Source organism: Chondromyces crocatus, assembly GCF_001189295.1.
GTDB lineage: Bacteria > Myxococcota_A > Polyangia > Polyangiales > Polyangiaceae > Chondromyces > Chondromyces crocatus.
On record NZ_CP012159.1, the window covers coordinates 175,682 to 198,530 of the forward strand.

Consider the following 22,849-nt stretch of genomic DNA (forward strand, 5'->3'; position numbering starts at 1 on the left):
GGTGAGAGTCGCATTGCGCATCACGCGACGCGTTGTTACGCACGCTCGATCCGCACGTCTTCGCACCGCCATTGGATCGGCGCGCTGCGTCCATGGCAATGCCGCGTTCGACCATGCTCCACGGCAAGCTGCCACGAGCGCGGCGGTAGATGGCGTCGGGACGGGATCGATTGTCAGAGGATGCGAATCACTCGATGATCTGGGTATGACAGCCTGATCATGGCCACTGCTGTCCGTGCATGGACTGCCCGGAACGGCATCGGCGTCTCCCGGTCAGCGGCGTGATCGAGGGATGGCAGCGCCTCGATGGTGAGACCAAGGAGGGAAGTGACCTCAGCCGCCGAGGTAAGCGGCGCGAATTTCCTCGTTGTCGGCCAGCTCTCTGGAGCTACCCGTCATTGCGATCTCGCCCGTCCGGAGGACGTACGCGCGCTTGGAGTACTTCAGCGCCAGCCGCGTGTTTTGTTCGACGAGCAGAATGGTCGTCCCAGCCTCCGCGATCCGCGCCACGGCCTCGAAGATGTCGGCGACGAGGCGAGGGGCGATCCCCAGCGAAGGCTCGTCGAGCAAGAGCATGGCCGGTCGGGCCATCATGGCGCGACCGATGGCCAGCATCTGTTGCTCACCCCCGGAGAGCGTGCCTCCCTCCTGCCGCATGCGCTCCCCGAGGCGCGGGAACAGCTTCACCACGTCCTCGAGGGTCTCCTGCATGATCTGCCGATCCCTGTGGTTCCAGGCGCCCAGCTCGAGGTTCTCCTTCACCGTCAGGTCAGCGAAGATGGCGCGGCCTTCCGGCACCAGAGAGATGCCCAGGGCCACCACCTGCTCCGTCGACACGGCCTGCAGATCACGACCGTCGTAGGTGATCTGACCTCCCGCGAGAGGAAGGAGACGCATGATCGTCTTCAGCGTGGTCGTCTTGCCGGCACCGTTTGCGCCGATCATCGCCACGATCTCGCCCGTGCGCACCTCCAGGCTCACGCCCTTCAGCGCCTTGATGCCGCCATAGACGACGGCCAGGTCGCGCACGGTGAGGAGCGGCGAGCCTGCCGCCGCGCTCGGCGGCGTCCGCGTCGGATGGACGGTCTTCATGATGACCGTGCCTCCCCGTCGGCGGTCGCGGCGGCCTTGCTCTCCACCGCCTCCACGACGTCTTCGCCCAGGTAGGCAGCGAGCACGCGCGGGTGCTTCCTCACCACCTCGGGGGGCCCGTGGGCGAGTGTCTCGCCGTGATCCAGCACGTGGAGGTGCTCGCAGACCGACATCACGACCTGCATGTTGTGCTCCACCAGCACCACGGTCAGGCCGAAGTGATCACGCAGCCAGAGGATCTGCTTCTTCAGCCCCTCGGCCTCGCCGTAGTTCATCCCGGCAGCGGGCTCGTCCAGGAGCAGCAGCTTGGGCTCCAGCATCATCGCCCGCGCGATCTCCAGGCGCCGCTGATCGCCATACGACAGGGTCGTCGCGATCTCGTCCGCCACCCGGTCGAGCTTGAACACCTCCAGCATCTCCATCGCCTTGCTGGTGATCTCCTGCTCGTCCCGGAAGAAGGAAGGTGTCCTCAACAGGGCAGCGCCTAGCCCGGATTTCCGGCGGTTTTCACAGGCAATGAGCGCGTTCTCCAGCACGGTGAGCTGCCCGAACAGGCGGATGTTCTGGAAGGTCCTCGCGACACCCAGGCGCGCGATCTGGCTGGGCTTGAAGGGCGCGAGGTCCGTCCCTCGAAAGCGGATCGACCCCTCATCGTGCTTGTAGACCCCGGTGATCAGGTTGAAGACCGTGGTCTTCCCGGCACCGTTCGGGCCAATCAGCCCGAAGATGCTCTTCTCCGGGACCGTGAACGACACATCCCCGACGGCCCTGAGGCCACCGAAGCGCTTGGTCACATGCTTCAGCTCGAGGCTCACGACCGATCCTTTTCGAGCGGCTGCTCCTCATGCTCGATGGCCGTCTCTGGCGACGCGCCGTCCGGCTCATCGCTCGCGACCTCGGCCTTCGTGCGGACCGGGACAGGTTCCGGAGGCGCAGCACCGTTCTTCATCGTCGCCTTCCGCCGGAAGATCTCCCGCTCTCCGAGCAGCCCCTCCGGCCGCAGGATCATCAACCCGAGCAGCACCGAGGCGTACACCACCATGCGGAGCGCGTTCAGATCGAGGCTGGGGTACACGCTCTTCAGCGCCTGAACGCTGTCCAGACCCTGGAGCTGCTCGATCATCTTCACGGTGAAGGTCACCAGGACGCCCCCCAGCACGGCGCCGCTCACGCTCCCGGAACCGCCGAGGATGACCATCGTGATGGCGTCGAAGGACGTCGCGAAGTTGAATTGCTCGGGCTGAACCGTGGGGTTCCCGTCCCGGATCGAGGCCATCAACCCGCCCGCGATCCCCGCTCCGGCCGCGGAGAACACGAACGAGGTCACCTTGTACCGGGTCGGATCCACCCCCACCGCGGCCGAGGCGATCTCGTCCGCGCGGAGCGCCCTCAACGTGCGGCCCCAGCCCGAAAATTTGAGCCTCCACGCGAGGACGGTCGCCACGATCACCGCCCCGAAGATCCAGAAGGGCCCTGCGTACTGCGGCACCCCGGTCCCGTCCGGCCCTGCGTATCCCTGCTGGCCTCCGAGCGAGGCGAGCGCCTGGTTGATGGTGCCTTCGGCGGCCCCCCCGGTCTCCGCGGTCCCGATGACGAGCCGGAAGATCTCCGCGAAGCCCAGGGTCACGATGGCCAGGTAGTCCCCCCGCAGGCGGAGGCTGGGGAGCCCGACCAGCAAGCCGAACGCGCCGGCCACCACGCCGGCCGACAGCATCACCGCAGGCATGACCACGAACGACCACTCGAACAGCGGGTCCCCTCCCCCGAGCATCGGGTGCAGGTTGCCCGCGACGATCGCGCCCGTGTACGCGCCGATGCCAAGGAAGCCGGCGTGGCCGATGGAGAACTGCCCGGCCATCCCGTTGATGATGTTCAGCGACAGCGCCGCGATGACGTTGACCATCGCGAGCAGCGCGAGCTGCCGCCAAGCCGCATCAGGAATGATGTACTCGAACGAGAATTCGAGGCCGACGACGGCCGCGACCAGCAAAAGCGCCGTGACGACGCGCTGTACCGCGCTGTGCATGGAGGGCCGACCCTCGCGTTTCACGGCCTCATCGTCAAGCGTGAGCTACTTGATGACCCGCAGGTAGGGGGGCAGCTCTCGTTTGGGTTTCCCGCCACCAGGCCGCGCCCCCTGCGGTGCGCGCTCTTCGGCAGGCTCCGAGCGCTCTTCGCCTTCCGGGGCTCCCGTCTCCGCGGCATCTTCACCCGCCGCGGCGGAAGTCTCCTCGGCAGCTTCGCCACCCACCACCGAGAGCTTCGGCTCACCCGCAGCCTGGGAAGCGCCGCTCCCGCTGCTCTCGCTTTCTTCTCGAGCGACCGCGGCACCGCCCTCTTCCACCGCCAGCGCTGCTCCCCCGTCCTCCTGGGGTTGGCGCTCCGACGCACGCGCCACCTCGCCCCCGCTGCCCACCGCAGCGAGGTGGGGCCTCGGCTTCTTCGCGGGCTTCTGCGCTGCACCGGCCTGCTGCTGGGCCACCTCGGGCGGGACATCCTCGGGCCACACCATCCCGCGCTGGCTCTCTCCCACAAGTGCCCACACTGCGTTCCAGGGCATCCGGCACCAGAAAGGCGTCCGCTGGAACGACAGGGTGCAGGAGATGCCGTCGTCCTCGACCTTCAGGTCGGCGATGGGGATGGGCATGTTCATCCCGATCTGCAGCGTGAGCTGTGCCTGTTTGGTGAGCCACTTCGGCACGAGGACCCCCTCGCGGCGTGGATCGATGTGGACGAAGACGCTGTTCTCTCGCTGCAAAAGCGCGAGCGCGACCTCCTTCTTCGGCGGAAGCTGGCGCGGCGCATCGGACATGGCGTTCAGCCCATACCGCGGTCCCGCCTCCGTCGCCACACCAACGTGCGAACCAGCCAGGCTCTTCTCCCCCGCTCCGTGCCCGGGGCGCTTGTTGCGGCCCCCGCGCGCCTCTCGTAGCACCCCGCCTCGTGCAACCCGTCACCGCCCGAAGCGCCGTGCTGTTCCTGCTGATCGCCAGCGCAGCCTTTGCGGTCTCCGGCCCTTTCGCCCGCGCGGCGCGCCCTGTCCATCCGCTCGTCATCGCAGCAGGCCGCGTCGCCCTCGCGGCACTGGTCCTCGGCCTCGTGAACGCCCGCGCGATGCGGCGCGCGCTGCCCACGCTGACCCCGCGCCAGCGCGCCCACGTCTTCGGTGCCGGCGCGCTCCTCGCCGCCCATTTCGCCCTCTTCCAGTGGGGCCTCGACCGCACCTCCTTGCCCGCCGCCCTGTCGCTCGTCGCCCTCGAACCGCTCGCGGTCGTGGTCTGGGCGTGGGTCCTCTTCGGCATCCGTCCCACCCGCCCCGAGCAGCTCGGCCTCTCCCTCGCCACGATCGGCGCGCTGGTCGTCGCACGCGGGGCAGGCTCGGGCGAGCATCGGGTGGAGGGGGATCTCCTCGTCCTCGGCGCCGTCGTGCTCTACGGCGCCTACGTCGCCGCGGCGCGAGGCATCCGTGATGCGCTCCCGGCCCACGCTTACGCCGCCTTCGTCTACACGGGCGCGAGCCTCTCCCTCCTCCTGGCCTTGCCGCTCATCCCCGGCGCGCTCGCCACCGCCTCACCCCTGCCCCAGCACGCGGCGGTCTACATCCTGTTGCTCGCCCTCATCCCGACCCTCATCGGCCATACCGCGGTGCAATGGGCAGCCCGCCGCATGTCGCCCTCGATCGTCGCCCTCGTCAGCACCGGCGAGACCCTCGGCGGAATCACGGTTGGCGCCCTCTGGCTCGGGACCATCCCGAATCCCTCGGAGATCGCCGGAGGCCTGTTCATCCTGGCCGGAACGACCTTGGCCATTCTCGCGTCGCGTGGAACGGAATCACCGAGCTCGGCTTGACTGTCCGCGAATCGGTAGAACGCTTTCGCTCGCGATGTATGCCTCCCTCTTTCGCAATGTGCTGTTTCCTCTCTATGAAACCCGATTGCGTGGCAGGGAAACCCTGACGCGCCTTCAGGAACTCGAGCGCTCCCAGTGGCGCCCGGAGCACGAGCTCCGCGATCTCAGCTTCCGCCGCATGGTCGAGGCCATTCGCTTCGCCGAGCAGCATGTCCCGCTGTATCGCCGCAGGTTCGCCGAGTACGGGGTCCGGGCCAGGGACGTCCAGTCTCCGGACGACCTCTTGCGCTTTCCGCTCCTCACCAAGGACGACATCAGGAAGCACGCGAAGGAGCTGGTGGCCGAGGGGTTCCAGGGTCGGATGTACCAGAGCGGCACCGGCGGCTCCACCGGCCAACCCATCCAGTTCGCCTACGATCACCGCACCTATGAAGCCCGCATCGCCGCCGCCATGCGCGCCGATGGCTGGGCCGGCGCTTCACCCGGAGAGCGCGAACTCCACCTCTGGTCGCGCGCGACCACCGCAGAGACCCCGCTGCGCAAGGCCAAGCGCCGCGTTCATGAGACAGTGCTCCGCAAACGCATGGTCTGCGCGTGGGATCTCAACGTGACCCAGCTCGCGGCGCTGTGCGACAGCATCGAAGAGTTCGATCCCAAGGTCATCATCAGCTACCCGACGCCGCTCTACTACCTCGCGCGCCACGCGCTCGAGACCGGCCGTCGACTGCCCTCCCCGCGAGGGATCATCACCTCGGCCGAGCGTCTGTTCCAGCACCAGCGCGAGGTGATCGAGCGCGCCTTCGGCGCCAAGATCTTCGACCGCTACGGGTGCAGGGAGGTGATGCTCATCGCGTCGGAGTGCGAGCGTCACGAGGGAAAGCACATCAACCTCGAGAACGTCCATGTCGAGATCCTCCGCAATGGCCGGCACGCGGGCGCAGGCGAGCCGGGTGAGGTCATCCTCACCGACCTCCACTGCCGGTCGATGCCGCTCATTCGTTACAAGAACGAGGACATCGCCACCTACGCGTCGGCGCCCTGCACCTGTGGGCGTGGCATGCCGATGCTGGCCTCCGTCGAGGGCCGCGTCCTCGACATGATCGTCGGTCCCGAGGGACAGCTCCTCGCTGGCGAGTTCTTCCCCCACCTCCTCAAGGACTACACGGACGTGGCCAGGTTCCAGGTCCACCAGGACCGCAGCCGGACGATCACCATCCGCCTCGTGCCGAACGGGGGCTGGAGCCACGAGACCCCCGCGCGCGTCGAGCGCGCCGCGCGTGAGTTCCTCGGAGAGCGCGCGGCGATCCAGGTGGTGGTCGTCGACGACATCCCCCTGACCCCCGGCGGCAAGTACCGCCTCACGGTCTCCGAGATCCCCGTGGAGCTGGAGCGCGAGGCCACCGCGTGAGCGAACCTGCGCGCGTCGCTCATCTCGTCCTCGCGCTGCGCGTCGGTGGCCTCGAGCGGGTCGTCCTGCGGCTCCTCGAGCGCACGCCACGCGACCGCTTTCAGCCCGTGGTCTGTGCCCTCGAAGAGCCGGGCGCGCTCGCCTCCGAACTCGACCGGCTCGGCGTCCCGCTCACGGTCATCCGCCGCCGCCCGGGCCTCGATCCACGCTTGCCCGTGCTGCTCTCCCGCTGGATGGCCCGCGAGCGCATCGACCTCGTGCACACCCACAACCCCAACCCTCATTTCTACGGCGCCCTCGCCGCCGCCATGACCCGCGCGACCCGCGCCAGGAGCACGCCACGCCTCGTCCACACCAAGCACGGCCGCAACACGCCAGGCGCCGCCCGCAAGGTCCTGGTCAACCGCCTCGCCTCCTCGCTCACCGACCGCGTCGTCGCCGTCAGCGAAGACGCCCGCCGCGTCGCCATCGAGGTCGAAGGCGTCACTCCCTCTCGGGTGGTCACCATCCTGAACGGCGTCGACACCGAAGAGTTCCGCCCCGGCGATCCCACGGTCGCCCGCTCGCGGCTCGGTCTACCTCACGAGGGCTACCACATCGGCTGCGTCGCTCGTCTCTCGCCAGAGAAGGATCACGCGACCCTGCTCTCCGCGTTCGCCGCGCTGCACGCTCGGCGCCCCGACGCCCACCTGACGCTGATCGGCGACGGTCCCGAGCGACACGCCCTCGAGGCCCAGACGGCGTCGCTGGGCGTGGGCCACGCCGTGACCTTCGCCGGCATGCGCAGCGACATCGCCGAGTCCCTTCCTGCCTTCGATGTCTTCGCCCTCGCCTCACGCACGGAAGGCATCTCCCTCACGCTCGCCGAAGCGGCCGCCTGCGGTCTGCCCATCGTCGCCACCCGGGTCGGAGGCAACCCCGAGATCGTCCGCGACCAGCAGACGGGTCTACTCGTCCCCGCCGCCGACCCTGCAGCGCTCACCGCGGCCCTCGACGCCATCGCCACCCATACGGACCGCGCTGCCCTGGGCCACCGCGGCCGCGCCTGGGTCGCCGAGCGCTTCAGCGCCGAGCGCATGGCCAGCGCCTACACCTCGCTCTACGCCGAGGTCCTCGGGTCCTGAACCAGGCGGCGCTCTCGACGCTGCGTCTCTCCCCCCGGCGCCTCCGGCATCGTCGGCTCAGGCCCTCATCGGTGTCGTCTAGACGCGAAGGTACGCGAGCGCCTCCCCGCGCGTCGGGAACACCTTCAAAGGCACCTGCGACGCGAAAGCCACGCTGGCCGCGATCATCCGGTTGGCGTCGGAGCCGATGACGAACACCACCTCGCGAACGCCCCGCTGCCGCGCCAGCAGGATCACGCGGCCGGCAGGTGAGCCCACGTGAGACGTGTACCCGTCGACCTCGAGACCATCGATCAGCACGCTGTCGAGGCGTGTGTGCTCGGTCATCGCCGCGAGCTGCTTCACGGTCGCCTCCAGGGCCTCCGCGTCGAGACGCCCCTGGAACATGATCTCCAGAAGGCCTTCGCTCAGCCACGACAGGCGCACGTTCTGACGCGACGGGGCCGTCGGGGGGCTCTTTCCGGATTGCATCACGATGTCGACTCCTCGGCTCGCCCGCGGCACATGCAGCCGCGTTCATGCAGCTTACCCGTGCTGCCGGGAGCGCGTCCGTATCCCAGCGTCCGATCCGCGACCTACGCCTCATCCACGTCCCACGCGGCAGCCATACGGTGCCCCGCCGTGTCGCCCCGCCCGTGACCCGGCACCATCATGGTATACCGCCGGCCTCACTCCCTCTGTACCACCCCGCCGTGCCCGCATGAGCCTGCCGCTCCGTCACGTCATCCCGATCGCCGCCCTCACGCTCGCTCCCCTCGCTTGCGAGCGCAGCACGCCCGAGCCCGAGCCCGGTCTGCCGACCTCCGCTTCTCCCGTGACCGCCGCGTCAGCCTCGGCACCACCCACCAAGGCCGCCGGACGTCGGGTCGCGCTCGAGACCAAGGTCATGGGGACGCAGCTCACGCTGGCCACCTACACCACCGCGACGCTCGACGACCGATCGCTCCGCCCCCGGCTCGAGAAAGCCCTCGACGAGCTGCGCCGCCTCGAGTCGCTGATGACCACCTGGCGCGACGACAGCGAGATCTCACGCGTCAACCAGCGCGCCGGCAAGGCAGAGGTGGAGGTCAGCCCCGAGAGCCTCGACGTCATCCAGAAGAGCCTGTGGATCAGCCGCCTCTCCCAGGGCGTCTTCGACATCACCTTCGAGGCCATGCATGGGCTCTGGAAGTTCGACGAGGACCTCGAAGACAACGTCCCGAAGAAGGCCGACGTCGAGCGCGTCCGCAAACTCATCGACTACCGGCAGATCCAGGTCGATCCGGAGAAGCGCACCGTCAAGCTCGCCAGACCGGGCATGCGCATGAGCCTCGGGGGCATCGCCAAAGGGTACGCGGTCGATGCGGCCGCGCGCATCCTGCGCGCCGAGGGGCTCGACACCTTCTTCGTGCAGGCGGGGGGCGACCTTTACGTCGCAGGGAAGAAGCCCGACGGCTCACGCTATCGGGTCGGCGTCCGCGATCCACGGGGCAAGCACGCCAACGACTTCTTCGCGATGGTCGAGGTCGAGGACCACGCCTTCTCCACGGCGGGCGACTACGAGCGCAGCTTCATCAAGGAAGGCAAGCGCTACCATCACATCATCGATCCCCGCACGGGCTTCCCCGCCACCGCGGCGAGGAGCGTCACCGTCTGGGCGCGCGACGCCCTGACCGCCGACGCCATCGACGACGCGGTGTTCATCCTCGGCGTCGACGAGGGGCTGAAGCTCGTGGAGTCCATCGACGATTGCGGCGCCGTCATCGTCGACGACAAGAACAAGGTCTGGATCTCCCGTCGTCTCGAAGGGAAGGTCCAGATGCTCCGCGAGCCGACCGACGGGATCTGAGCCGTGGTCCTCTCCCTCCACCCGGGTGATGCCGCCCTGGCGCGCCGTTGAGGTTCTGATGCCCCCTTCGCCAGGCCACCTCGTCAGGCTCGGCCCGTTCCACATCCCTGGCCTCACGCCGCGTCACATCCGCGTCTTCGTCCCCCCCGACGCGCGGCGCCACGGTGAACCACCGCCGATCCTGTTCCTCTTCGACGGGCAGAACGTCTTCGACGACGCCCCCTCGTTCGCGGGTGGATGGCACCTGCACGAGACCGTGACGCGCATCTCCGCGCAACGCCATCGGCGTCCGGTCCTCGTGGGCATCGATCACGGTGGCACGGCCCGCATCAACGAACTCTCTCCCTGGCCGACCGCTCACGGTCCTGGCCACGCCGACGCCCTGATCGGCTGGATCGCGGACGAGCTGGCGCCTCGCCTCGCGCACGAGCTCGCGCTGCAGATCGGCCCGGAGCACGTCGCCATCGGTGGCTCCTCCATGGGCGGCCTCTGCGCGCTCCACGCGCATTTCACGCGGCCGGATCGGTTCGGCGCCGCGCTCTCGATGTCCCCCTCCCTCTGGCTGGAAGGTGGAAGGATCTTCCGTGACCTCGCCGCTCGCTCTCGCCCGGGCGTCTCCACCATCTACCTCGACGCTGGCGGACTGGAAGCCCGCGGGAGCTTGCTCGAAGCCGCCTCCCACATGGCCGAGCAGCTCCAGCGGCTCGGCTATGGCCCCAGCGCCTTCCGCTTCCGAGCCGACCGCCGGGGACGTCACAGCGAGCGCGACTGGCGACGCCGCGCCCCCGCAGCGCTGCGGTTTCTCTTCGCGCGATCACGACGCTGAGCCCCGAGAGCGGCGTGCCGTCCTCCGAGACGTGCCAGTGGGCGTCACGTCGGCTGGGCTGGATCCTGCTGATAGAACTCCTTGAGCAGTGCATACAGCTCGGCGTGACGGGCGCGGAGCTGGCGAGGCTGCTCGAAGAAGGCCTCGGTGATCACGGCGAAGAACTCGGCCGGGTTCGTGGCCCCGTACGGATCGATCACGGTGTGGCGCATGCTCGCCTCGTCCCGGACGAGCTGGTGGTATTCGCGCCCCAGGATCCTCGCCCACGCCGCGTACATCGAGCGGCGGGGCAGCAGCGGCGCTCCGTCGACGGGGCCCCCCTCCTGATCGAGCTGATGGGCGAACTCGTGCAGCACCAGGTTGTGGCCGTCGCTGATGTCGGCCGCGCCAGCGAGCACGCCATCCCAGGAGAGGACCACGATGCCGCGCGTCCATGACTCGCCGAGGCGCTCTTGTTCCCCTTCGATCACCACCCCGCCATCCACCGTCTCCCGGACGGGAGCACGGTAGCCCCCCGGGTAGACGAGGATCACGTCCAGCTCGGGGTAGTAATCCGTCTCCCGGTGCAGGAGCAGCAGGCACGCCTGGGCTGCCACCGTCACCCGGATCTCGTCGGTCATCTCCAGCCCACCACAGCCCTCGAACTTCTTCTCGTCGAGAAACACCAGCATGTGCCCGAGCAGCTCGTCCTGATCGGCGTGAGAGAGGCGCTGGAAATAGGGGACGTTCTTCTCGATGATCGCGCGGAAAGCCTCCGGGAAAGGCTCGCTCCGGAGCGCCTCTCGTCGTCTCTTCTTCAAGAAGTCGAGCATCCACGCATGCTGTCATGCGGCAGCGTGGCAGGCGAGGACTCCGGCCTTGGTGACGCAGGAGCGGGCCGCTACCATACGGCTCGCATGCAAGAGCCGACGCCGCCTGATCAGGTGCTGGCACGACGGATCGAGAGCGCAGAAGCCGCCGCGGGGGTGTGGTGCCACGAGGCGCTCTCGAAGCTGCGGCCGGGTGCGATCTCGGAGATCGAGCGGGTCGCCGGTGGCGTGCTCGCGTTCTGTGGCCCGCGCTCGCCCCTGACGCAGGGACGCGGCCTCGGCATGGCCGGGCCCGTCACGGAGAACGAGGTCGATCGCATCGAGCACTTCTTCCGGCACCGCGGCGTGGACGCTGCACTCCAGCTCAGCCCTTATGCGGATCCGACGCTGGTGGAAGCGCTGAGCCGCCGTGGGTTCACGGTGACGCTCTTCCTCCACGCGCTGACGCGACCGCTCCCCTCGCTGACGGCGCAACCCCCACCGCCAGGCGTGGAGGTGCGTCGGGTCGACCCCGCGGACGCCGGGGTGTGGGCGCGGCTCGTGGCGCAAGGGTTCGCCGAGCACGGCGAGGTGACCCCCGAGGCTGTGGAGCTGAACCAGCTGCTCTTCCATGCGCCGCAGGCGACTTGCTTCTGGGCATTCCTCGACGGGCGCCCGGTGGGAGGCGGCGCGATGGCCACACACGACGGGCTGGCCTCCCTGTTTGGCATGGCCACGCTGCCCGAGGCGCGTCGGCGTGGGGTCCAGCGGGCCTTGCTCGAAGCACGGCTCGCGCACGCGGCGTCGTCGGGCTGCGCGGTGGCGTCGGTGGTGACGCTTCCTGGCACGACGTCGCAACGCAACGCAGAGCGCGCCGGTTTCACGGTCGCCTATACCCGGGTCATGCTGAGCAAACGGTGGTGCTGAATGTCTATGCGTCTCATGGGTCTTCCTGTGCTTTGCAACGTACGAAACGCCCTGGAGCGTCACCTGAAGCGGCATGTCTGGCTCGCTCCGTCGCTCATCCTGAGCGTCGCCCTCGGCACCGGCGGCTGCGGTGACGACCAGGACCCGGAGGGCGCAGCCGCGCTGTGGTCGCGCATCCACGAGGCAGACTACAGGAGCTGGCCGCGTGCTCCCGGCTACGAGGCGCGCCGACCCTCCGACGCGCCGCACTCGGACGCCGTCGAGATTTTCATCAACAGCGTGGTCGCCGAGGCCCTGGCAGGCGAAGCCATCGCTTCGTGGCCCGAAGGCTCACTCCTCGTGAAGGACGGCTACGACGACGATGGCCTCGACATCGTCGCCGCCATGGAAAAACGCCAGGGCGTGTGGTTCTGGGCCGAATGGAACGCCGAGGGGGATTCCATCTACTCGGGAGATCCGGACACGTGCACCGGCTGCCATCAGAGCGGCGCCGACATGGTCCGGGCGTTCAGTTTTCCTCGCTGACCCCTGGCTGCGCCCCTCGTCGGTACTTCTGTCCAAAGTACACCGGACCGATTCCTCTTCGCGTTCGAGCGCATCGAGGTTCCGGACCTCGACTGTCCCACCAGCTCCTGTCCACCCATCCGGGGACCGCTCTGGGTCGATCGACCCAGTCCGCTAGCTCTGCCCATCCACGCCTCTCGGTCGATCGACCCAGTCCGCTCGGACTCCCTTCTCCCCCCGTCGGTCGCTCGACCCAGGCTGCCAGGAATGTCCCCCTCTTCACTCGATCGGACGACCCCCTCATCCGCCTCCTCAGCGTCCTTCTCTCGATCGTTGATCGCGCTCTCTCGATCGTTGATCGCGCTCCCTCGATCCTCTCGTCGACCGCTCGGCGTCGTCCTGCTCGACATCTCGGTCTGACGACCGAGATCCATCGGTCGTACGACCGGTTCACCGCCTCGCCTCATGCCTGACGCAATGTCGTTCGACCGGGGCCTCTCGGTCTTTGACGTCCCTGGCGTCGTGCCCCCACGTTGTCCTCCTGGTCGATTCCCTCACCGCTCGGGGTCCCTGAACCTCCTCGCGTTGCAAGACCAACCAAGATCAAAGCGCACCGTTCCTGACACGCACTCCATAACGAGGAGCCTCACCGTTCACGTCATGCACCGTTCACGTCCACGTGAACCATCCACCACGATCGGTGATGCTCCCTTCGCGTCCACGTGAACCATCCACCACGATCGGTGATGCTCCCTTCGCGTCCACGTGAACCATCCACCACGATCGGTGATGCTCCCTTCGCGTCCACGTGAACCATCCATCACGAACACGTGATTGACCATTCACGAGCACGTGATTGACCATTCACGAGCACGCGATGCACCAATCACGAACAGGGATGCACCCATCGCTACATCGCGAACACTCAATCGATCCCATACTCACACGAAACACATTTTTCAAAATGGCTCTTGCACGCCGCGTTCGCCGCTCTATGTTCCACAGGCCTCGACGCAGCACGTCACGCGCTTCTGCGTAGCCTGCGTCGAGAGTGCATTGAGAGAGGCTCGTCATCATGTCGAATCAATTTCGAATTTACGATGGTACTCATTCTATCGATCTCAGCCTGCTTCAGGGAAAGCTCGTCGACATGGCCGACTGTCGCGGGCTGCGGCCCGATCAAGACGGTCTCCATGAGGTGAAGGTGGAACTCGAAAAGGCTCTGCCCATTTCAGGGGCGTCGGCCGGGGTTCCCTCCGACGCTCATGCTCATTTCGTGATGTGCAACGAGACGGTCGATCAGATCGATCAGCACCTCGTGGTCGCCAAGAAGCTCGTGGAGGTGCTCGAAGAGAGCAGGGCGTTCTATGTCGACGCGCGCAACAACGACATCAGCCTGATCGCGGACAGCCTCCGCTCACGGGCCCATCGCAGGAAGGACCCGTCGATCCTCTTGCCCTTCGAGCGGACGCTCCGTTATCCGAGCCAGGCCGCGGAGAAAGCGGTGCGGACTCGCCGAAAGAATGCGGAGGAAGCCGCGAACGCGGAGACCACTGGCGCCGATCGGCACGACATGGAGGAAGTGGCCGGGGGTGCTGCACCGCCCTCCGCAGGGTGTATGCCGGCGCTCGCCTGAACGAGCCCCGAATCTCGATGCGCGCCGACCGGCCACGGGCGGCGCGCAGCCCGCCGAGGTCGAGGAGGCCATACCCCATGGCCGCGTTCATCCTACCTGGCTTGCGTGTCTCCGGCTGCCGTGCAGCTCATGCCCAGCGCCCTGCGTTCATCCCCCTCGAGGGGGTGGCCACTGCGCCCATGTGGACCAAGATCCATCCCAGGAGACCTCCGCTCGGTCCTGGATTGCCAGGATATGGCAGGCACGGACCTTGGAATGGGGGTCCATGCCGGACGCGCTCAGCGCGCCCAGCGTGGAGGCAGCATGAACGAGGTTCAGATCACGTTTCGCAACATGTCGGCTTCGAGAGGGATCGAGCGGCTGGCGAAGGAGAAGGCCACTCGGCTACAGCAGGTTTTCCAGCGGATTCAGAGCTGCCACGTGGTCGTCGACGTCACGGGCCAGCGGAACGGTAAAGGCGCCGTCCATCACGTGCGCATCGACGTCACGGTCCCGGGCGCCGAGCTGGTCACCAACCATGAGCCCACAGGGGATGCCCACGTGGACGCCTACATGGCGGTGCGGGATGCCTTCGACATCATGCGGCGGCAGCTTCAAGAGCACACGCAGAAGGTGCGCGGAGAGATCAAACGTCACGCCACTCGTGAGCCGACGCCACACAGCAACGACGAGAGCGTCGTCGCCGGTGGGATGGATTTTTCGCGCTAGTACAGCATCCCCGCCCTCACCGCGCCGCGAAGGCGAGCTTCCCGATGAGCCCTCGGAGTTCCTTGACGATCTTCGTGAAGGCTTCGTCGGAGTCGCTCGCCTTGGCAACGGGCGTCTTGTCGCGCGGGAGCGCCTGGAGCTTGGCGAAGCGGCTCGTCTCCCAGTCGCACGGCCGGAGGAGAATGGGGACGACGTGCGCGCTGCGCTGATCGTGGCGATCCATGGCCAGCGCGATCTGCTCATCGTTCTTCTCGGTGGCAAGGAACTCGGCGCTGATCAGGAGGAGGATCAGCTTCGCGGAGGCAAGGCGCTCACGAGCGACGGCCTCTTCCTCCTCGCCTACCTGGACCTGGCCGACGTGCCACGCGGCGATCAGTTTTTCGCGTTTGACCTGGGAGAGGTGGATCTCCAGCCGCTTGAGCAAGTCGGCGTCGCCGGGCGCATAGCAGATGAAGGTCGCGAGGGGCCCCGTGGAGCCGGTGGTCGCGGACGAGGCAGCGGCTCCAGGTGACGAGGTCTGCACCCGAGGAGACAGGTCCGCGAGGTCTCCAGGTTGCGGCCCGCCACCAGGCACCTGCGCCGAGGTGGCCATGGCGGGCGACGAGAGCGCCGCGCCAGGCACAGCGGCCGCGGCGGGGCCGGCCAGCCAGCGAAGGATCTGGGTGAGCTCGGCATGAGTACCGCGCTCGTTCGGGTACTCGATGAGGCGAACGCCCGAGTCTTCCAGCTTGCGTCGCCGTGATGGGCCCGTGATGCCCTTCGGGAGCAGGGCGTAGTGGGTGGGCGGCTGGCCGCCCGACTGCGCGCGGATCTGGCCCAGGGTCAGGTCGATGTTGTCGTCGGCCAGGCCGAAGCCCAGGAAGAGAAAGGGATGGGTGCGGTAGAGCGCGCCGATGGTGGCCTGGAGCTGCGGCGAAGCGAACATGGCCTTGTCGTACTGGTCACGGGTGAAAACCCAGGTGCGCGCGTCCCTGAGGGTGCCGTGGATCTTCAGGATGTAGTGCTTGTCCTGGGCAAGGTTGCCAGGAGGGTCGGTGAGCTCGTCCCACGCGCCGGAGAAGGCGCGTGAAAGGAGCCTGTCCAGGTTGGTGGTGATCACCGACCAGAGGCGTGGTGAGAGCGCAGCGATGGCCGCGGCGGCCTCGGGCACGTCAGGGATGCCGCGATCGTCGAGGGAGCGCAGGACCTCGCGCTCGAAGTCGACCCGGAGCAGGTGCTTGGCGGCCGAGATGGCGTCGAGGAGCTGGTTGCCCTGGATGAGTTCGTCGAGTTCCAGGAGCGCGCTCGGCTCTGCGCCCCGCTCCTGGGCGCGATCCCGCAGGATTTCTGCGAGCTTGCGCCAGGTCGGCAGGCCGGCTCCGACGGAGACACCAGCCCCGACGAAGGCGATGAGCTGGCCGGAGTCGTAGGCGGTTCGCAGGTCGCGCAGGGTCGAGCTGTCCATGATGGGTATCTTACCCCGCGGCCCACGGACCGAGCACTGGAGGCCGCTCCTGGATGGAAGCCGTCGGGTCCTGGGAATCTGGGGTTGGCGCCAGGCGTAAGATGTCCCGTATGGCCACGCCGCTGCTCCCCCGTGTTGGGCTCATGATCCCGGTGTTCAGGGGGTTTGCGCTGGTCGTGTGCGCGTTCACGCTGATCAACGCCGTGCGCGCGGTCGTTTCTCGCGGGGCGTCGGTGGCCTGGCATCTGTTCCAGCTCCCGGGCGTCCCGGGCGGGGCGGACGTCTGTCTTGCGATCCTCGCCGTGGTGCTGGGGTGGAGCGCGTTCGGGCCGGTCCGGCGGCGCGCGGTGGCCGTGGCGCTCGCGGTGGGCCTGCTGGCGCTCGCAGCGCTCGCCGTGCAGAACGCGTTGACGTTCGGTGGGCTGGTGCGGGCAGGGACGATACGCTCGGGGTTCCCCTTGCCGCTCTCGGCAGGGCTCGCAGGGGCGCTGCTCCTTCATGGGGGGCTCTGTCTGTGGCCTCGGCATGTGCGGGCTCGAGCGAACGTCACCGTGAGCCCTCGGGCGGTGCTCACCACGACCGCAGCCGCGCTGGCGTGGGTGGGGGGGGCGGTGGTGCTGCACATCCACGCCTTCGGGCTGACGGACTACCGTCGCCCTGCGGACGCGATCGTGGTGTTCGGAGCGCGGGCCTACGCCGATGGTACGCCGTCGGAGGCGCTGGCCGAGCGGGTGCTCACGGGGGTTTCGCTGTACAAGGCCGGGCTCTCTCCGCGCATCGTGATGAGCGGAGGCGTCGATCCGAGCGGGGTGAGCGAGCCGGTGGTGATGCGGGAGCTCGCGCTGCGCGCTGGCGTGCCCGACGAGGCGATCGTGCTCGACGAACTCGGGGCGAGCACGGAAGCGAGCGTGACGAGCGTGGGCGCGATGGCGGCGCGGCTGGGCGTGGGGCGCGTGCTCGCGGTGAGCCACTACTTTCATCTCGCGCGGATCAAGCTGCTCTTCGAGCGAAGCGGGATGCGCTGCTTCACGGTCCCAGCGGACGAGGGGGCGACGCTGCTGCGCGGGACGCCGTACTACGTGCTGCGCGAGGTGGCAGGGCTGGCGTTCTACTTCACGCTGGGGTGAGCGTTCGTCAGCGCGTGGAGCCGCTGGAAACGGCTTCGGCCGTCAAGCTGAAGCCCAGCCCGAGCCACGCGCCGGCGATCTCGTCACGGTTCCCGGCCGCGTTGCGGAAGGGCACGGCACGGAGCACGGCGCCGGGTTCCAGGTGCATTCCCAGCCACAGGGGTCCGCCAATGCGGGTGTCGACGCTGATCTGCGCGCCAGCCCGCGCCGACCAGGTGTCCTGTTCGCCAGGCAGGTCGTCGACCGCAGTGACGTTGGAGAGGCGCACGGAGGCGGCGGCCGCGGAGGCGCCGAGGGTGATGCGCAGCGCGGGATGGATCCAGATCCGGTAGTCCGCGGCGAGGCCTGCCTCGAGCCAGCGCATGGTGCTGTCGCCGACCGGGGAGGCGAGCCAGCGCGCGAAAAGCACCTGTTCGACGCGCGACCTGCGGAGCCCGACCGCGAGGCCTGGGCCGGCGAGGAGGGTCGACGAGGCAGGGAGCCACGCGGCATGAGGCCCAGCGCCGAGCGAAAGCGCGTCGTGGTCGCGGGCGGCGAGCTCCAGCTCTTCCGCGGTGGGGGCGCGCGGCGTCACGGCGCGGCGAGGGGCACGAGCGCGGCGGATCTCGGCGCGGATCATCTCCGAGGTGGTGATGGCCACGAGGCGGGCGGCGACGTCGGCCGTCAGGCCAGAGATGCTGATCCCACGCCGGACGACAGGGCGGGCGTCAATGCGGACCTGGATCTCTAGCCGCGCTTCGGTGGGGCGCTCGATCCACACGTAGGCCGCGTGCTCGTCGAGTGGGCCTGTGGCGGTCGCGGCGACCTGGGCGGTATCCGTCAGCTCGATGTCGAGGAGGCGGCGGAGGCGCACCTCGGAGAGGGTGCCAGCAGCCACCGACGAGAGCGCGACGCGCACCTCGATGGGGCGGACGGCAGGGGGCGCTGCGAGCCGAGGCGGAGGCGGCCCTTGGTGGCCGGGCGGCGTCGCGGCGAAGGCGACGGGGCTCGGCACCAGTCCCTGCACCGCCGTGAGGCCGAGCGCCAGGGCGACGTGGGTGACGCTACGGCGCCGGTACGCTGCTCTCGGGCGCAGGTGTCGAAGGCTCTCGAGGAGCGGCAGGTTCGGCTTCGTTCTCAACCTCGGCGTCCTCTTCCTTCCCGCCCGAGTTGATTCGCTGAACCGCTTCGCACCGCCCATCCGGATACTTGCTCACATACTCCTGCGCCATCCGGATTGCTTCATCCTTGTGGCCTGCAAGAAATTCGGAGCCGATGCGCTTACAGAAGGAGTCCTGAGCCAGATTGCCGTCGGGCGCCAGACTTCCTGCTCGCTCGTAGTTTCGCGCGGCCTGGACCTGGTCGCCCAGGCGAGCGTGCATGTTGCCCAGCGTGAAGGCTGCGATCTCCGCGTACTTGGTGTCGCCCGGGAACGCATCGACGACCCGCGTCAGGGCGCGGATGGCGGCGACCTGGTCGCCGCCCCGGCTCCGCAGCAGATCGCTGAGATCCATCAGCTCTTTCGCCGTCCGCGCGGAGGCGATGGCACCGTCGATGCCACCCGACTGCTGTCGGAGCATCGAGAGGGCGCCCGGCTCATCGCCCCCGTTGTAGCGGGACCGCCAGTCCTGCGCGGAGCTCACTTCAGTGGGCGCCTCGGTGGGCGGCTCCTCGGCGGAGGTCGGTGCTGGCCGCGCGTGACGGGGAGCAGGCGCCGTCGAGCGAGGTGGCGCGACGAGCGAGGTGACGCGAGGTCGGATCGGCACGCCCTCGGCGCTGTCACCGCGGCTGAGCTCCCGCGAGCCGAGCGGCGACTCGAGCTGCACGGCGCCGTCGCTGACGTCGACGTCGATGTCGTCGACGTTGTGTCGCACCCGGAAGACACTGCCGGCAGCGCTCGAGACGCGCGCGTCCCCCGCGACGAGCGAGAGCAAGGCCGAGCGCGTGTTCCCTGCCGTGTCGACCGAGGCCTCCCCTTGCACGAGGCGAAGCGTCAGGGCGCCGTGCTGTCCGTGCTCCAGCTCGATGGTCGAGCCGGGCGTGAGCGAGATTTCACCGCCCCCCGGGAGCGGATAGGTGCGCTCGCGAGAGCCGGCCGCGATCACGTCACTCAGGGTCGGCGAGTCTTGCGACGCCACCACCTCGGGGGACTGCGACGGGGCACTCTCGTTCGTGAAGCGGCCGACGAGCAGACCCCCTCCGAAGGCAGAGAGCGCAGCGGCGAGCAGCGCCACCGTGAAGCCTGCGCGCCTCGGCGTCGCGGGTCCCCGGACGTCGAGGTCCTGCTCGATGCGTGCCCAGACGCGCGCGACGCGCTCGTCGGTCGCGTGGTCGCGCAGATCCAGGGGGTCGATGCGGGGCACGTGTCGACGCTTCATCACACAACCTCAGGGTTGATCGAGTCCACGAAATGCTCGTCGAGGAATTGCTGTGCGCGGGTGATGCGGCGCTTCACCGTCGCCAGCGAGCAGCCGACCATGCGCGCCGTCGTGTCGAGATCATGGCCTTCGACGGAGCGCAGGATCCACGCGATGCGGTCATCGGCCGGCAGTGTCTGCAGGAGTGCGTAGATCTGCGCGATCTGAGCGCGCGCGTGCGGAGAGGCATCCGGGCTCGCCAGCGCGTCCAGATCGACCGGCTCGCTCGACCGACCCATCCCCAGAAGATTGAGGAGCCGGCCACGGCGCATCCGGGAGCGGACCTTGTGGACCACGATCGATCCCAGCCAGGACTTGAACGCCGCAGGGTCGGAGATGTCGGAGAGACGCTCGAACGCGCGAAGGAAGGCGTCATGCGCGATGTCTTCCACATCGCGCGCCGACCCTTCGATGCGGGTCGCCAGGTTGATGGCGAAGGCAGCGTGCCTTTTGTAGAGCGCGGCGAGAGCGGCGCTGTCACCCCGCTGACCGAGGGCGACGAGCTGAGCGTCCGGGAGTTCGGCTATCGCTCTGCCCGTATCAGCGCCTCCATGACGCCCTGCAGGAGGAGCCTCACTTTTCAGCGGCGGCGGAGTCGGCGTGCCCGGTGTGACCCCCGCCTCCAGCTCGCCCGTGTCGCGGCGAGCCCCTTCGAGCGCGACCTCACGCTTGAGGGGCTCAGTGGTCGCTTCTCCTGGGAGACGAGACAGCGCCGCCTCCGTGACCTCCCCTTCTCGAGGGAACTCACCGGATGGTTCGACCAGGCGCAGGCGCCCTCGCTGTGCTCTCGAGACCATGGTGCCGGCAAAACGTAGTTCGAGATGCTGCGGGTGCCATCCGGGCGGAAGGACTCGTCAGCGGGTGAGGTCGATGTGCTCGGACCTCGTAGAAGCTAGACGCCTGGTGAGCTGCGGACGGCTCAGAGAACATTCGGATGACCGAATGAAGAAATCGGTGAGCCGTTCTTGGGGGGTCGAGCGTCTGGTGGGGTGCCGCGGGAAGTTCCAGCGGTGTTCACCCGACTCTGTCTGGAGGATAGAACCATGAACAAGCTCGCCCTTACCCTCTCCGCCCTCGCCATCTCGGTTTTCGCGGTCGCCTGTGGCGGCGCCCCCGCCGTGCCCGAGGCTCCCGAGACCCCGGCTGCCCCCGAGGCCCCCGCTGTGCCCGAGGCCCCCGAGGCTCCCGCGGCGCCCGAGGCCCCCGAGGCCCCCGCAGACGCCCCCGCGGCGCCCTGATTCGGGGAGCGCGCCGCCTGCTCCCTGGGCCCTGGGCCCCGGTGAGCGGACCGCACGCACCGAAAAGGCGATGCTTCACGGCATCGCCTTTTCCTTTTTTGTCCTCGTGACGGTGGTTTCCCCTACACGCTCCGTCGAACCCACTGCGTTGACGGAGGTCGGACCGCTCCGGTCAGGATATTCTTTCTCGGATCGTCCCCCGATCGTCGCGCGTCCGGAGGCTTGCCTTCCGGTCACGTGTCACAGCGCGCTTCCTTCCACCTCCTCACGACAGAGCTTCGTATGGCTGCCAACCATCTCCCTGCTGCTGCACCTCCCCTTGGCTCCCTCCCCGGACGCATGGTGGCCGCCGCGGCAGCCGCCGTGATCATGATGGTTGCGCTCGCCGTCGGGTGTGGCCGAACGGGCACCTGGGACGACATCAACCCCGAAGGTCCACCTGTTCACACCGTCCAGTGTGGAGACGGGCTCTGCGACCTGGGGGAAGACTGCGCCTCCTGCGCCCCGGACTGTGGTCGCTGTGCAGGATGCGGCGATGGCACATGCTCGGACGACGAGGACTGCCGCTCCTGCTCCGTCGACTGCGGGGTGTGCGTCGACTGCGGGGATGGCTCGTGCAGCGACGCGGAAAATTGCGATAGCTGTCCGATCGACTGTGGTAGCTGCACGGCCTGTGGCGATGGCGCCTGCGGCGCTGACGAGTCGTGCGCGAGCTGCCCGCTCGACTGCGGCCTGTGCGCCGCGTGCGGTGACGGCACCTGCGGCGCGAACGAGACCTGCGCATCTTGCCCGGCCGACTGCGGCGTGTGCCCGGCCTGTGGCGACGGCATCTGCCAGGCGACCGAGAACTGTCTGTCCTGTGCCCCCGACTGCGGCACCTGCCCCAGCTGCGGCGATGGCGTCTGCAACCCGAGCAACGAGACCTGCTTCACGTGCCCGGCCGACTGCGGCACCTGTCCTCAGTGTGGCAATGGCGTGTGCAGCGCGAACGAGACCTGCGCGTCGTGCCAGCAGGACTGCGGCGTCTGCTCCGTGTGCGGCAATGGCGCGTGCGAGAGTTTCGAGACCTGCTCGATCTGTCCGCAAGACTGCGGCCAGTGCCAGCCCATGGGTTGCCTGGAGGTGGTGCTGTGCTCGCTCCAGTGCATCGACACCAGCCAGAACCCCCCAGGCTTCAGCATCGCCTGCATCTCGAACTGCGTCTCCCAGGGGTGCGCCAACGTGCAGTTCTTCGTCGATCAGTTTCTGACCTGTGCCATCGGGGCGATACCGTTCTGCGGGGGAGATTTCAGCTGCTTGCAGCAGCGGTGCGAGTCGCAGCTCGCCGCGTGCATCGGTGCCACCTGTAACTGAGAAAGCGCCTCCGGCCGATGCGGCGCCCAGCTCGTCGGCCGGGTCCCCCACGCGATCACGTCGCGAGCCATTGCGAAGAGGGTACGATCGGGGTGCGGACCCTCCTATCGCTCAATGTGCGGCTCGGGCTCTCCGGTGCTCCACCATGAGGCAGCTGTCCTGCACCACGTCGATCCCCGCACCGACGAGTCGCGCTGCCGCAGCCTCGTTCCGTATGCCGGACTGAAACCAGACCACTGCAGGGCGGGCAGCGATCAGGTCGTCGACATGCGCGTCGATGTCAGCAGGTCGCCGGAAGACGTCGACGATGTCGATGGGCCCCGTGACATCGGCCACGCGTCGGTGGACGGGACGGCCCAGGATCACCTTCACCTCGGGGTAGTACACCGGCACCGGGATCACCTCCACGCCGACCTGCGCGAGGTACTCGGCAACATAAAAGGCAGGCTGGTCCGACTGCGCCTCCGTCTTGATCCCGAGCACGGCCACACGGCGCGCACGGCCCGCGATCTCGAGAATCCCTGCCTGGTCCGTCACCAACCGACCATGAGTCTCTTTCGACGCGCCACGGCTCATGTCGTGATCTCTACCACGCAGGGGA

Annotated in this window: 23 protein-coding genes; 12 read left to right on the top strand and 11 right to left on the bottom strand. The window is 68.3% G+C overall.

The features are described 5' to 3' along the window. Positions 1-333 precede the first annotated feature (333 nt). From CMC5_RS00620 to CMC5_RS00635, 4 genes are read right to left on the bottom strand one after another with little or no spacing between them, the layout of a single operon-like run. A complete protein-coding gene (locus CMC5_RS00620; protein WP_050428590.1) occupies positions 334-1,092 on the bottom strand; it encodes an ABC transporter ATP-binding protein in 759 nt (252 codons plus the stop codon). Beyond that, on the bottom strand, positions 1,089-1,907 hold the full coding sequence (locus CMC5_RS00625; protein ID WP_050428591.1) for an ABC transporter ATP-binding protein: 819 nt from the start codon (positions 1,905-1,907) through the stop codon (positions 1,089-1,091). The genes CMC5_RS00620 and CMC5_RS00625 overlap by 4 nt, the downstream gene beginning before the upstream one ends. After that, positions 1,904-3,118: a branched-chain amino acid ABC transporter permease gene (locus CMC5_RS00630; RefSeq protein WP_050428593.1), complete on the bottom strand. Its 1,215-nt coding sequence runs from the start codon at positions 3,116-3,118 to the stop codon at positions 1,904-1,906. The genes CMC5_RS00625 and CMC5_RS00630 overlap by 4 nt, the downstream gene beginning before the upstream one ends. Before the next feature lie 45 nt (positions 3,119-3,163). Beyond that, complete coding sequence (locus CMC5_RS00635) at positions 3,164-3,904, bottom strand: ClpXP protease specificity-enhancing factor SspB (RefSeq protein WP_050435617.1); 741 nt, start codon at positions 3,902-3,904, stop codon at positions 3,164-3,166. Between the two features lie 131 nt (positions 3,905-4,035). Here CMC5_RS00635 and CMC5_RS00640 point away from each other — a divergent pair, with 131 nt between their 5' ends. The 3 genes from CMC5_RS00640 to CMC5_RS00650 all read left to right on the top strand — a co-directional run bounded on the left by CMC5_RS00640 (position 4,036) and on the right by CMC5_RS00650 (position 7,473). Further along, positions 4,036-4,941: a DMT family transporter gene (locus CMC5_RS00640; RefSeq protein WP_050428594.1), complete on the top strand. Its 906-nt coding sequence runs from the start codon at positions 4,036-4,038 to the stop codon at positions 4,939-4,941. Positions 4,942-5,026: 85 nt separating this feature from the next. Continuing rightward, positions 5,027-6,349: a phenylacetate--CoA ligase family protein gene (locus CMC5_RS00645; RefSeq protein ID WP_245678198.1), complete on the top strand. Its 1,323-nt coding sequence runs from the start codon at positions 5,027-5,029 to the stop codon at positions 6,347-6,349. After that, positions 6,346-7,473 (top strand): glycosyltransferase, encoded by a 1,128-nt coding sequence (locus CMC5_RS00650; protein WP_050428596.1) that lies wholly within the window; start codon positions 6,346-6,348, stop codon positions 7,471-7,473. Before CMC5_RS00645 ends, CMC5_RS00650 begins: the two co-directional genes overlap by 4 nt. Positions 7,474-7,551: 78 nt before the next feature. Here the strand turns inward: CMC5_RS00650 and CMC5_RS00655 are convergent, their stop codons facing one another. Then, on the bottom strand, positions 7,552-7,947 hold the full coding sequence (locus tag CMC5_RS00655; protein ID WP_156337995.1) for a hypothetical protein: 396 nt from the start codon (positions 7,945-7,947) through the stop codon (positions 7,552-7,554). A 226-nt stretch (positions 7,948-8,173) separates the two neighbouring features. Here CMC5_RS00655 and CMC5_RS00660 point away from each other — a divergent pair, with 226 nt between their 5' ends. Together CMC5_RS00660 and CMC5_RS00665 are read left to right on the top strand one after the other, a co-directional pair. Continuing rightward, on the top strand, positions 8,174-9,301 hold the full coding sequence (locus tag CMC5_RS00660) for an FAD:protein FMN transferase (protein ID WP_050428598.1): 1,128 nt from the start codon (positions 8,174-8,176) through the stop codon (positions 9,299-9,301). Positions 9,302-9,359: 58 nt separating this feature from the next. Then, positions 9,360-10,127: an alpha/beta hydrolase gene (locus CMC5_RS00665; RefSeq protein WP_050428599.1), complete on the top strand. Its 768-nt coding sequence runs from the start codon at positions 9,360-9,362 to the stop codon at positions 10,125-10,127. Positions 10,128-10,171: 44 nt separating this feature from the next. Here CMC5_RS00665 and CMC5_RS00670 read toward each other — a convergent pair whose 3' ends face one another. Beyond that, entirely contained in the window at positions 10,172-10,939 is a 768-nt protein-coding gene (locus CMC5_RS00670; protein WP_050428600.1) for a M90 family metallopeptidase, read from the bottom strand. Between the two features lie 84 nt (positions 10,940-11,023). Here CMC5_RS00670 and CMC5_RS00675 point away from each other — a divergent pair, with 84 nt between their 5' ends. The 4 genes from CMC5_RS00675 (at position 11,024) to CMC5_RS00690 (ending at position 14,690) form a co-directional block, all read left to right on the top strand. Further along, positions 11,024-11,842: a GNAT family N-acetyltransferase gene (locus tag CMC5_RS00675; RefSeq protein ID WP_050428601.1), complete on the top strand. Its 819-nt coding sequence runs from the start codon at positions 11,024-11,026 to the stop codon at positions 11,840-11,842. A 15-nt stretch (positions 11,843-11,857) separates the two neighbouring features. Continuing rightward, positions 11,858-12,367, top strand: a complete 510-nt coding sequence (locus CMC5_RS00680) for a hypothetical protein (RefSeq protein ID WP_050428602.1) — start codon at positions 11,858-11,860, stop codon at positions 12,365-12,367. Between the two features lie 1,054 nt (positions 12,368-13,421). Continuing rightward, on the top strand, positions 13,422-13,982 hold the full coding sequence (locus CMC5_RS00685) for a hypothetical protein (RefSeq protein WP_156337997.1): 561 nt from the start codon (positions 13,422-13,424) through the stop codon (positions 13,980-13,982). Between the two features lie 303 nt (positions 13,983-14,285). After that, positions 14,286-14,690, top strand: a complete 405-nt coding sequence (locus tag CMC5_RS00690; RefSeq protein WP_169796415.1) for an HPF/RaiA family ribosome-associated protein — start codon at positions 14,286-14,288, stop codon at positions 14,688-14,690. A 16-nt stretch (positions 14,691-14,706) separates the two neighbouring features. On the opposite strand, the gene CMC5_RS00695 is transcribed toward CMC5_RS00690, so the two are convergent. Next, a complete protein-coding gene (locus tag CMC5_RS00695) occupies positions 14,707-16,134 on the bottom strand; it encodes an SIR2 family protein (protein WP_050428605.1) in 1,428 nt (475 codons plus the stop codon). A 110-nt stretch (positions 16,135-16,244) separates the two neighbouring features. On the opposite strand from CMC5_RS00695, the gene CMC5_RS00700 reads away from it, so the two are divergent. Continuing rightward, a complete protein-coding gene (locus CMC5_RS00700; RefSeq protein ID WP_050428606.1) occupies positions 16,245-17,261 on the top strand; it encodes a YdcF family protein in 1,017 nt (338 codons plus the stop codon). Positions 17,262-17,268: 7 nt separating this feature from the next. Here the strand turns inward: CMC5_RS00700 and CMC5_RS00705 are convergent, their stop codons facing one another. From CMC5_RS00705 to CMC5_RS00715, 3 genes are read right to left on the bottom strand one after another with little or no spacing between them, the layout of a single operon-like run. Further along, positions 17,269-18,381, bottom strand: coding sequence for a hypothetical protein (locus tag CMC5_RS00705; protein ID WP_156338001.1), 1,113 nt, complete (start codon positions 18,379-18,381; stop codon positions 17,269-17,271). Continuing rightward, entirely contained in the window at positions 18,305-19,618 is a 1,314-nt protein-coding gene (locus CMC5_RS00710) for a FecR domain-containing protein (RefSeq protein WP_050428607.1), read from the bottom strand. Before CMC5_RS00710 ends, CMC5_RS00705 begins: the two co-directional genes overlap by 77 nt. Next, positions 19,618-20,454, bottom strand: coding sequence for an RNA polymerase sigma factor (locus tag CMC5_RS00715; protein WP_245678200.1), 837 nt, complete (start codon positions 20,452-20,454; stop codon positions 19,618-19,620). The genes CMC5_RS00710 and CMC5_RS00715 overlap by 1 nt, the downstream gene beginning before the upstream one ends. Positions 20,455-20,700: 246 nt before the next feature. Between CMC5_RS00715 and CMC5_RS45580 the strand changes: the two genes are divergently transcribed. Together CMC5_RS45580 and CMC5_RS00725 are read left to right on the top strand one after the other, a co-directional pair. After that, positions 20,701-20,895 (top strand): hypothetical protein, encoded by a 195-nt coding sequence (locus tag CMC5_RS45580; protein WP_169796401.1) that lies wholly within the window; start codon positions 20,701-20,703, stop codon positions 20,893-20,895. A gap of 282 nt (positions 20,896-21,177) precedes the next feature. Then, positions 21,178-22,248, top strand: coding sequence for a hypothetical protein (locus CMC5_RS00725; protein WP_156338003.1), 1,071 nt, complete (start codon positions 21,178-21,180; stop codon positions 22,246-22,248). Positions 22,249-22,359: 111 nt separating this feature from the next. On the opposite strand, the gene CMC5_RS00730 is transcribed toward CMC5_RS00725, so the two are convergent. Next, the gene (locus CMC5_RS00730) at positions 22,360-22,824 is read right to left on the bottom strand and encodes a CoA-binding protein (protein ID WP_050428610.1); all 465 of its coding nucleotides are present in this window, start codon (positions 22,822-22,824) and stop codon (positions 22,360-22,362) included. Between the last annotated feature and the right edge of the window lie 25 nt (positions 22,825-22,849).

Bases quoted from the DNA above. Each gene is read 5' to 3' on its own strand.
- CMC5_RS45580 (WP_169796401.1), top strand. From the start codon at position 20,701: ATGAACAAGCTCGCCCTTACCCTCTCCGCCCTCGCCATCTCGGTTTTC.
- CMC5_RS00670 (WP_050428600.1), bottom strand. From the start codon at position 10,939: ATGCTCGACTTCTTGAAGAAGAGACGACGAGAGGCGCTCCGGAGCGAG.
- CMC5_RS00660 (WP_050428598.1), top strand. From the start codon at position 8,174: ATGAGCCTGCCGCTCCGTCACGTCATCCCGATCGCCGCCCTCACGCTC.
- CMC5_RS00690 (WP_169796415.1), top strand. From the start codon at position 14,286: ATGAACGAGGTTCAGATCACGTTTCGCAACATGTCGGCTTCGAGAGGG.
- CMC5_RS00675 (WP_050428601.1), top strand. From the start codon at position 11,024: ATGCAAGAGCCGACGCCGCCTGATCAGGTGCTGGCACGACGGATCGAG.
- CMC5_RS00715 (WP_245678200.1), bottom strand. From the start codon at position 20,454: ATGGTCTCGAGAGCACAGCGAGGGCGCCTGCGCCTGGTCGAACCATCC.
- CMC5_RS00710 (WP_050428607.1), bottom strand. From the start codon at position 19,618: ATGAAGCGTCGACACGTGCCCCGCATCGACCCCCTGGATCTGCGCGAC.
- CMC5_RS00620 (WP_050428590.1), bottom strand. From the start codon at position 1,092: ATGAAGACCGTCCATCCGACGCGGACGCCGCCGAGCGCGGCGGCAGGC.
- CMC5_RS00695 (WP_050428605.1), bottom strand. From the start codon at position 16,134: ATGGACAGCTCGACCCTGCGCGACCTGCGAACCGCCTACGACTCCGGC.
- CMC5_RS00680 (WP_050428602.1), top strand. From the start codon at position 11,858: ATGGGTCTTCCTGTGCTTTGCAACGTACGAAACGCCCTGGAGCGTCAC.
- CMC5_RS00665 (WP_050428599.1), top strand. From the start codon at position 9,360: ATGCCCCCTTCGCCAGGCCACCTCGTCAGGCTCGGCCCGTTCCACATC.
- CMC5_RS00730 (WP_050428610.1), bottom strand. From the start codon at position 22,824: ATGAGCCGTGGCGCGTCGAAAGAGACTCATGGTCGGTTGGTGACGGAC.
- CMC5_RS00630 (WP_050428593.1), bottom strand. From the start codon at position 3,118: ATGCACAGCGCGGTACAGCGCGTCGTCACGGCGCTTTTGCTGGTCGCG.
- CMC5_RS00725 (WP_156338003.1), top strand. From the start codon at position 21,178: ATGGCTGCCAACCATCTCCCTGCTGCTGCACCTCCCCTTGGCTCCCTC.
- CMC5_RS00685 (WP_156337997.1), top strand. From the start codon at position 13,422: ATGTCGAATCAATTTCGAATTTACGATGGTACTCATTCTATCGATCTC.
- CMC5_RS00700 (WP_050428606.1), top strand. From the start codon at position 16,245: ATGGCCACGCCGCTGCTCCCCCGTGTTGGGCTCATGATCCCGGTGTTC.
- CMC5_RS00635 (WP_050435617.1), bottom strand. From the start codon at position 3,904: ATGTCCGATGCGCCGCGCCAGCTTCCGCCGAAGAAGGAGGTCGCGCTC.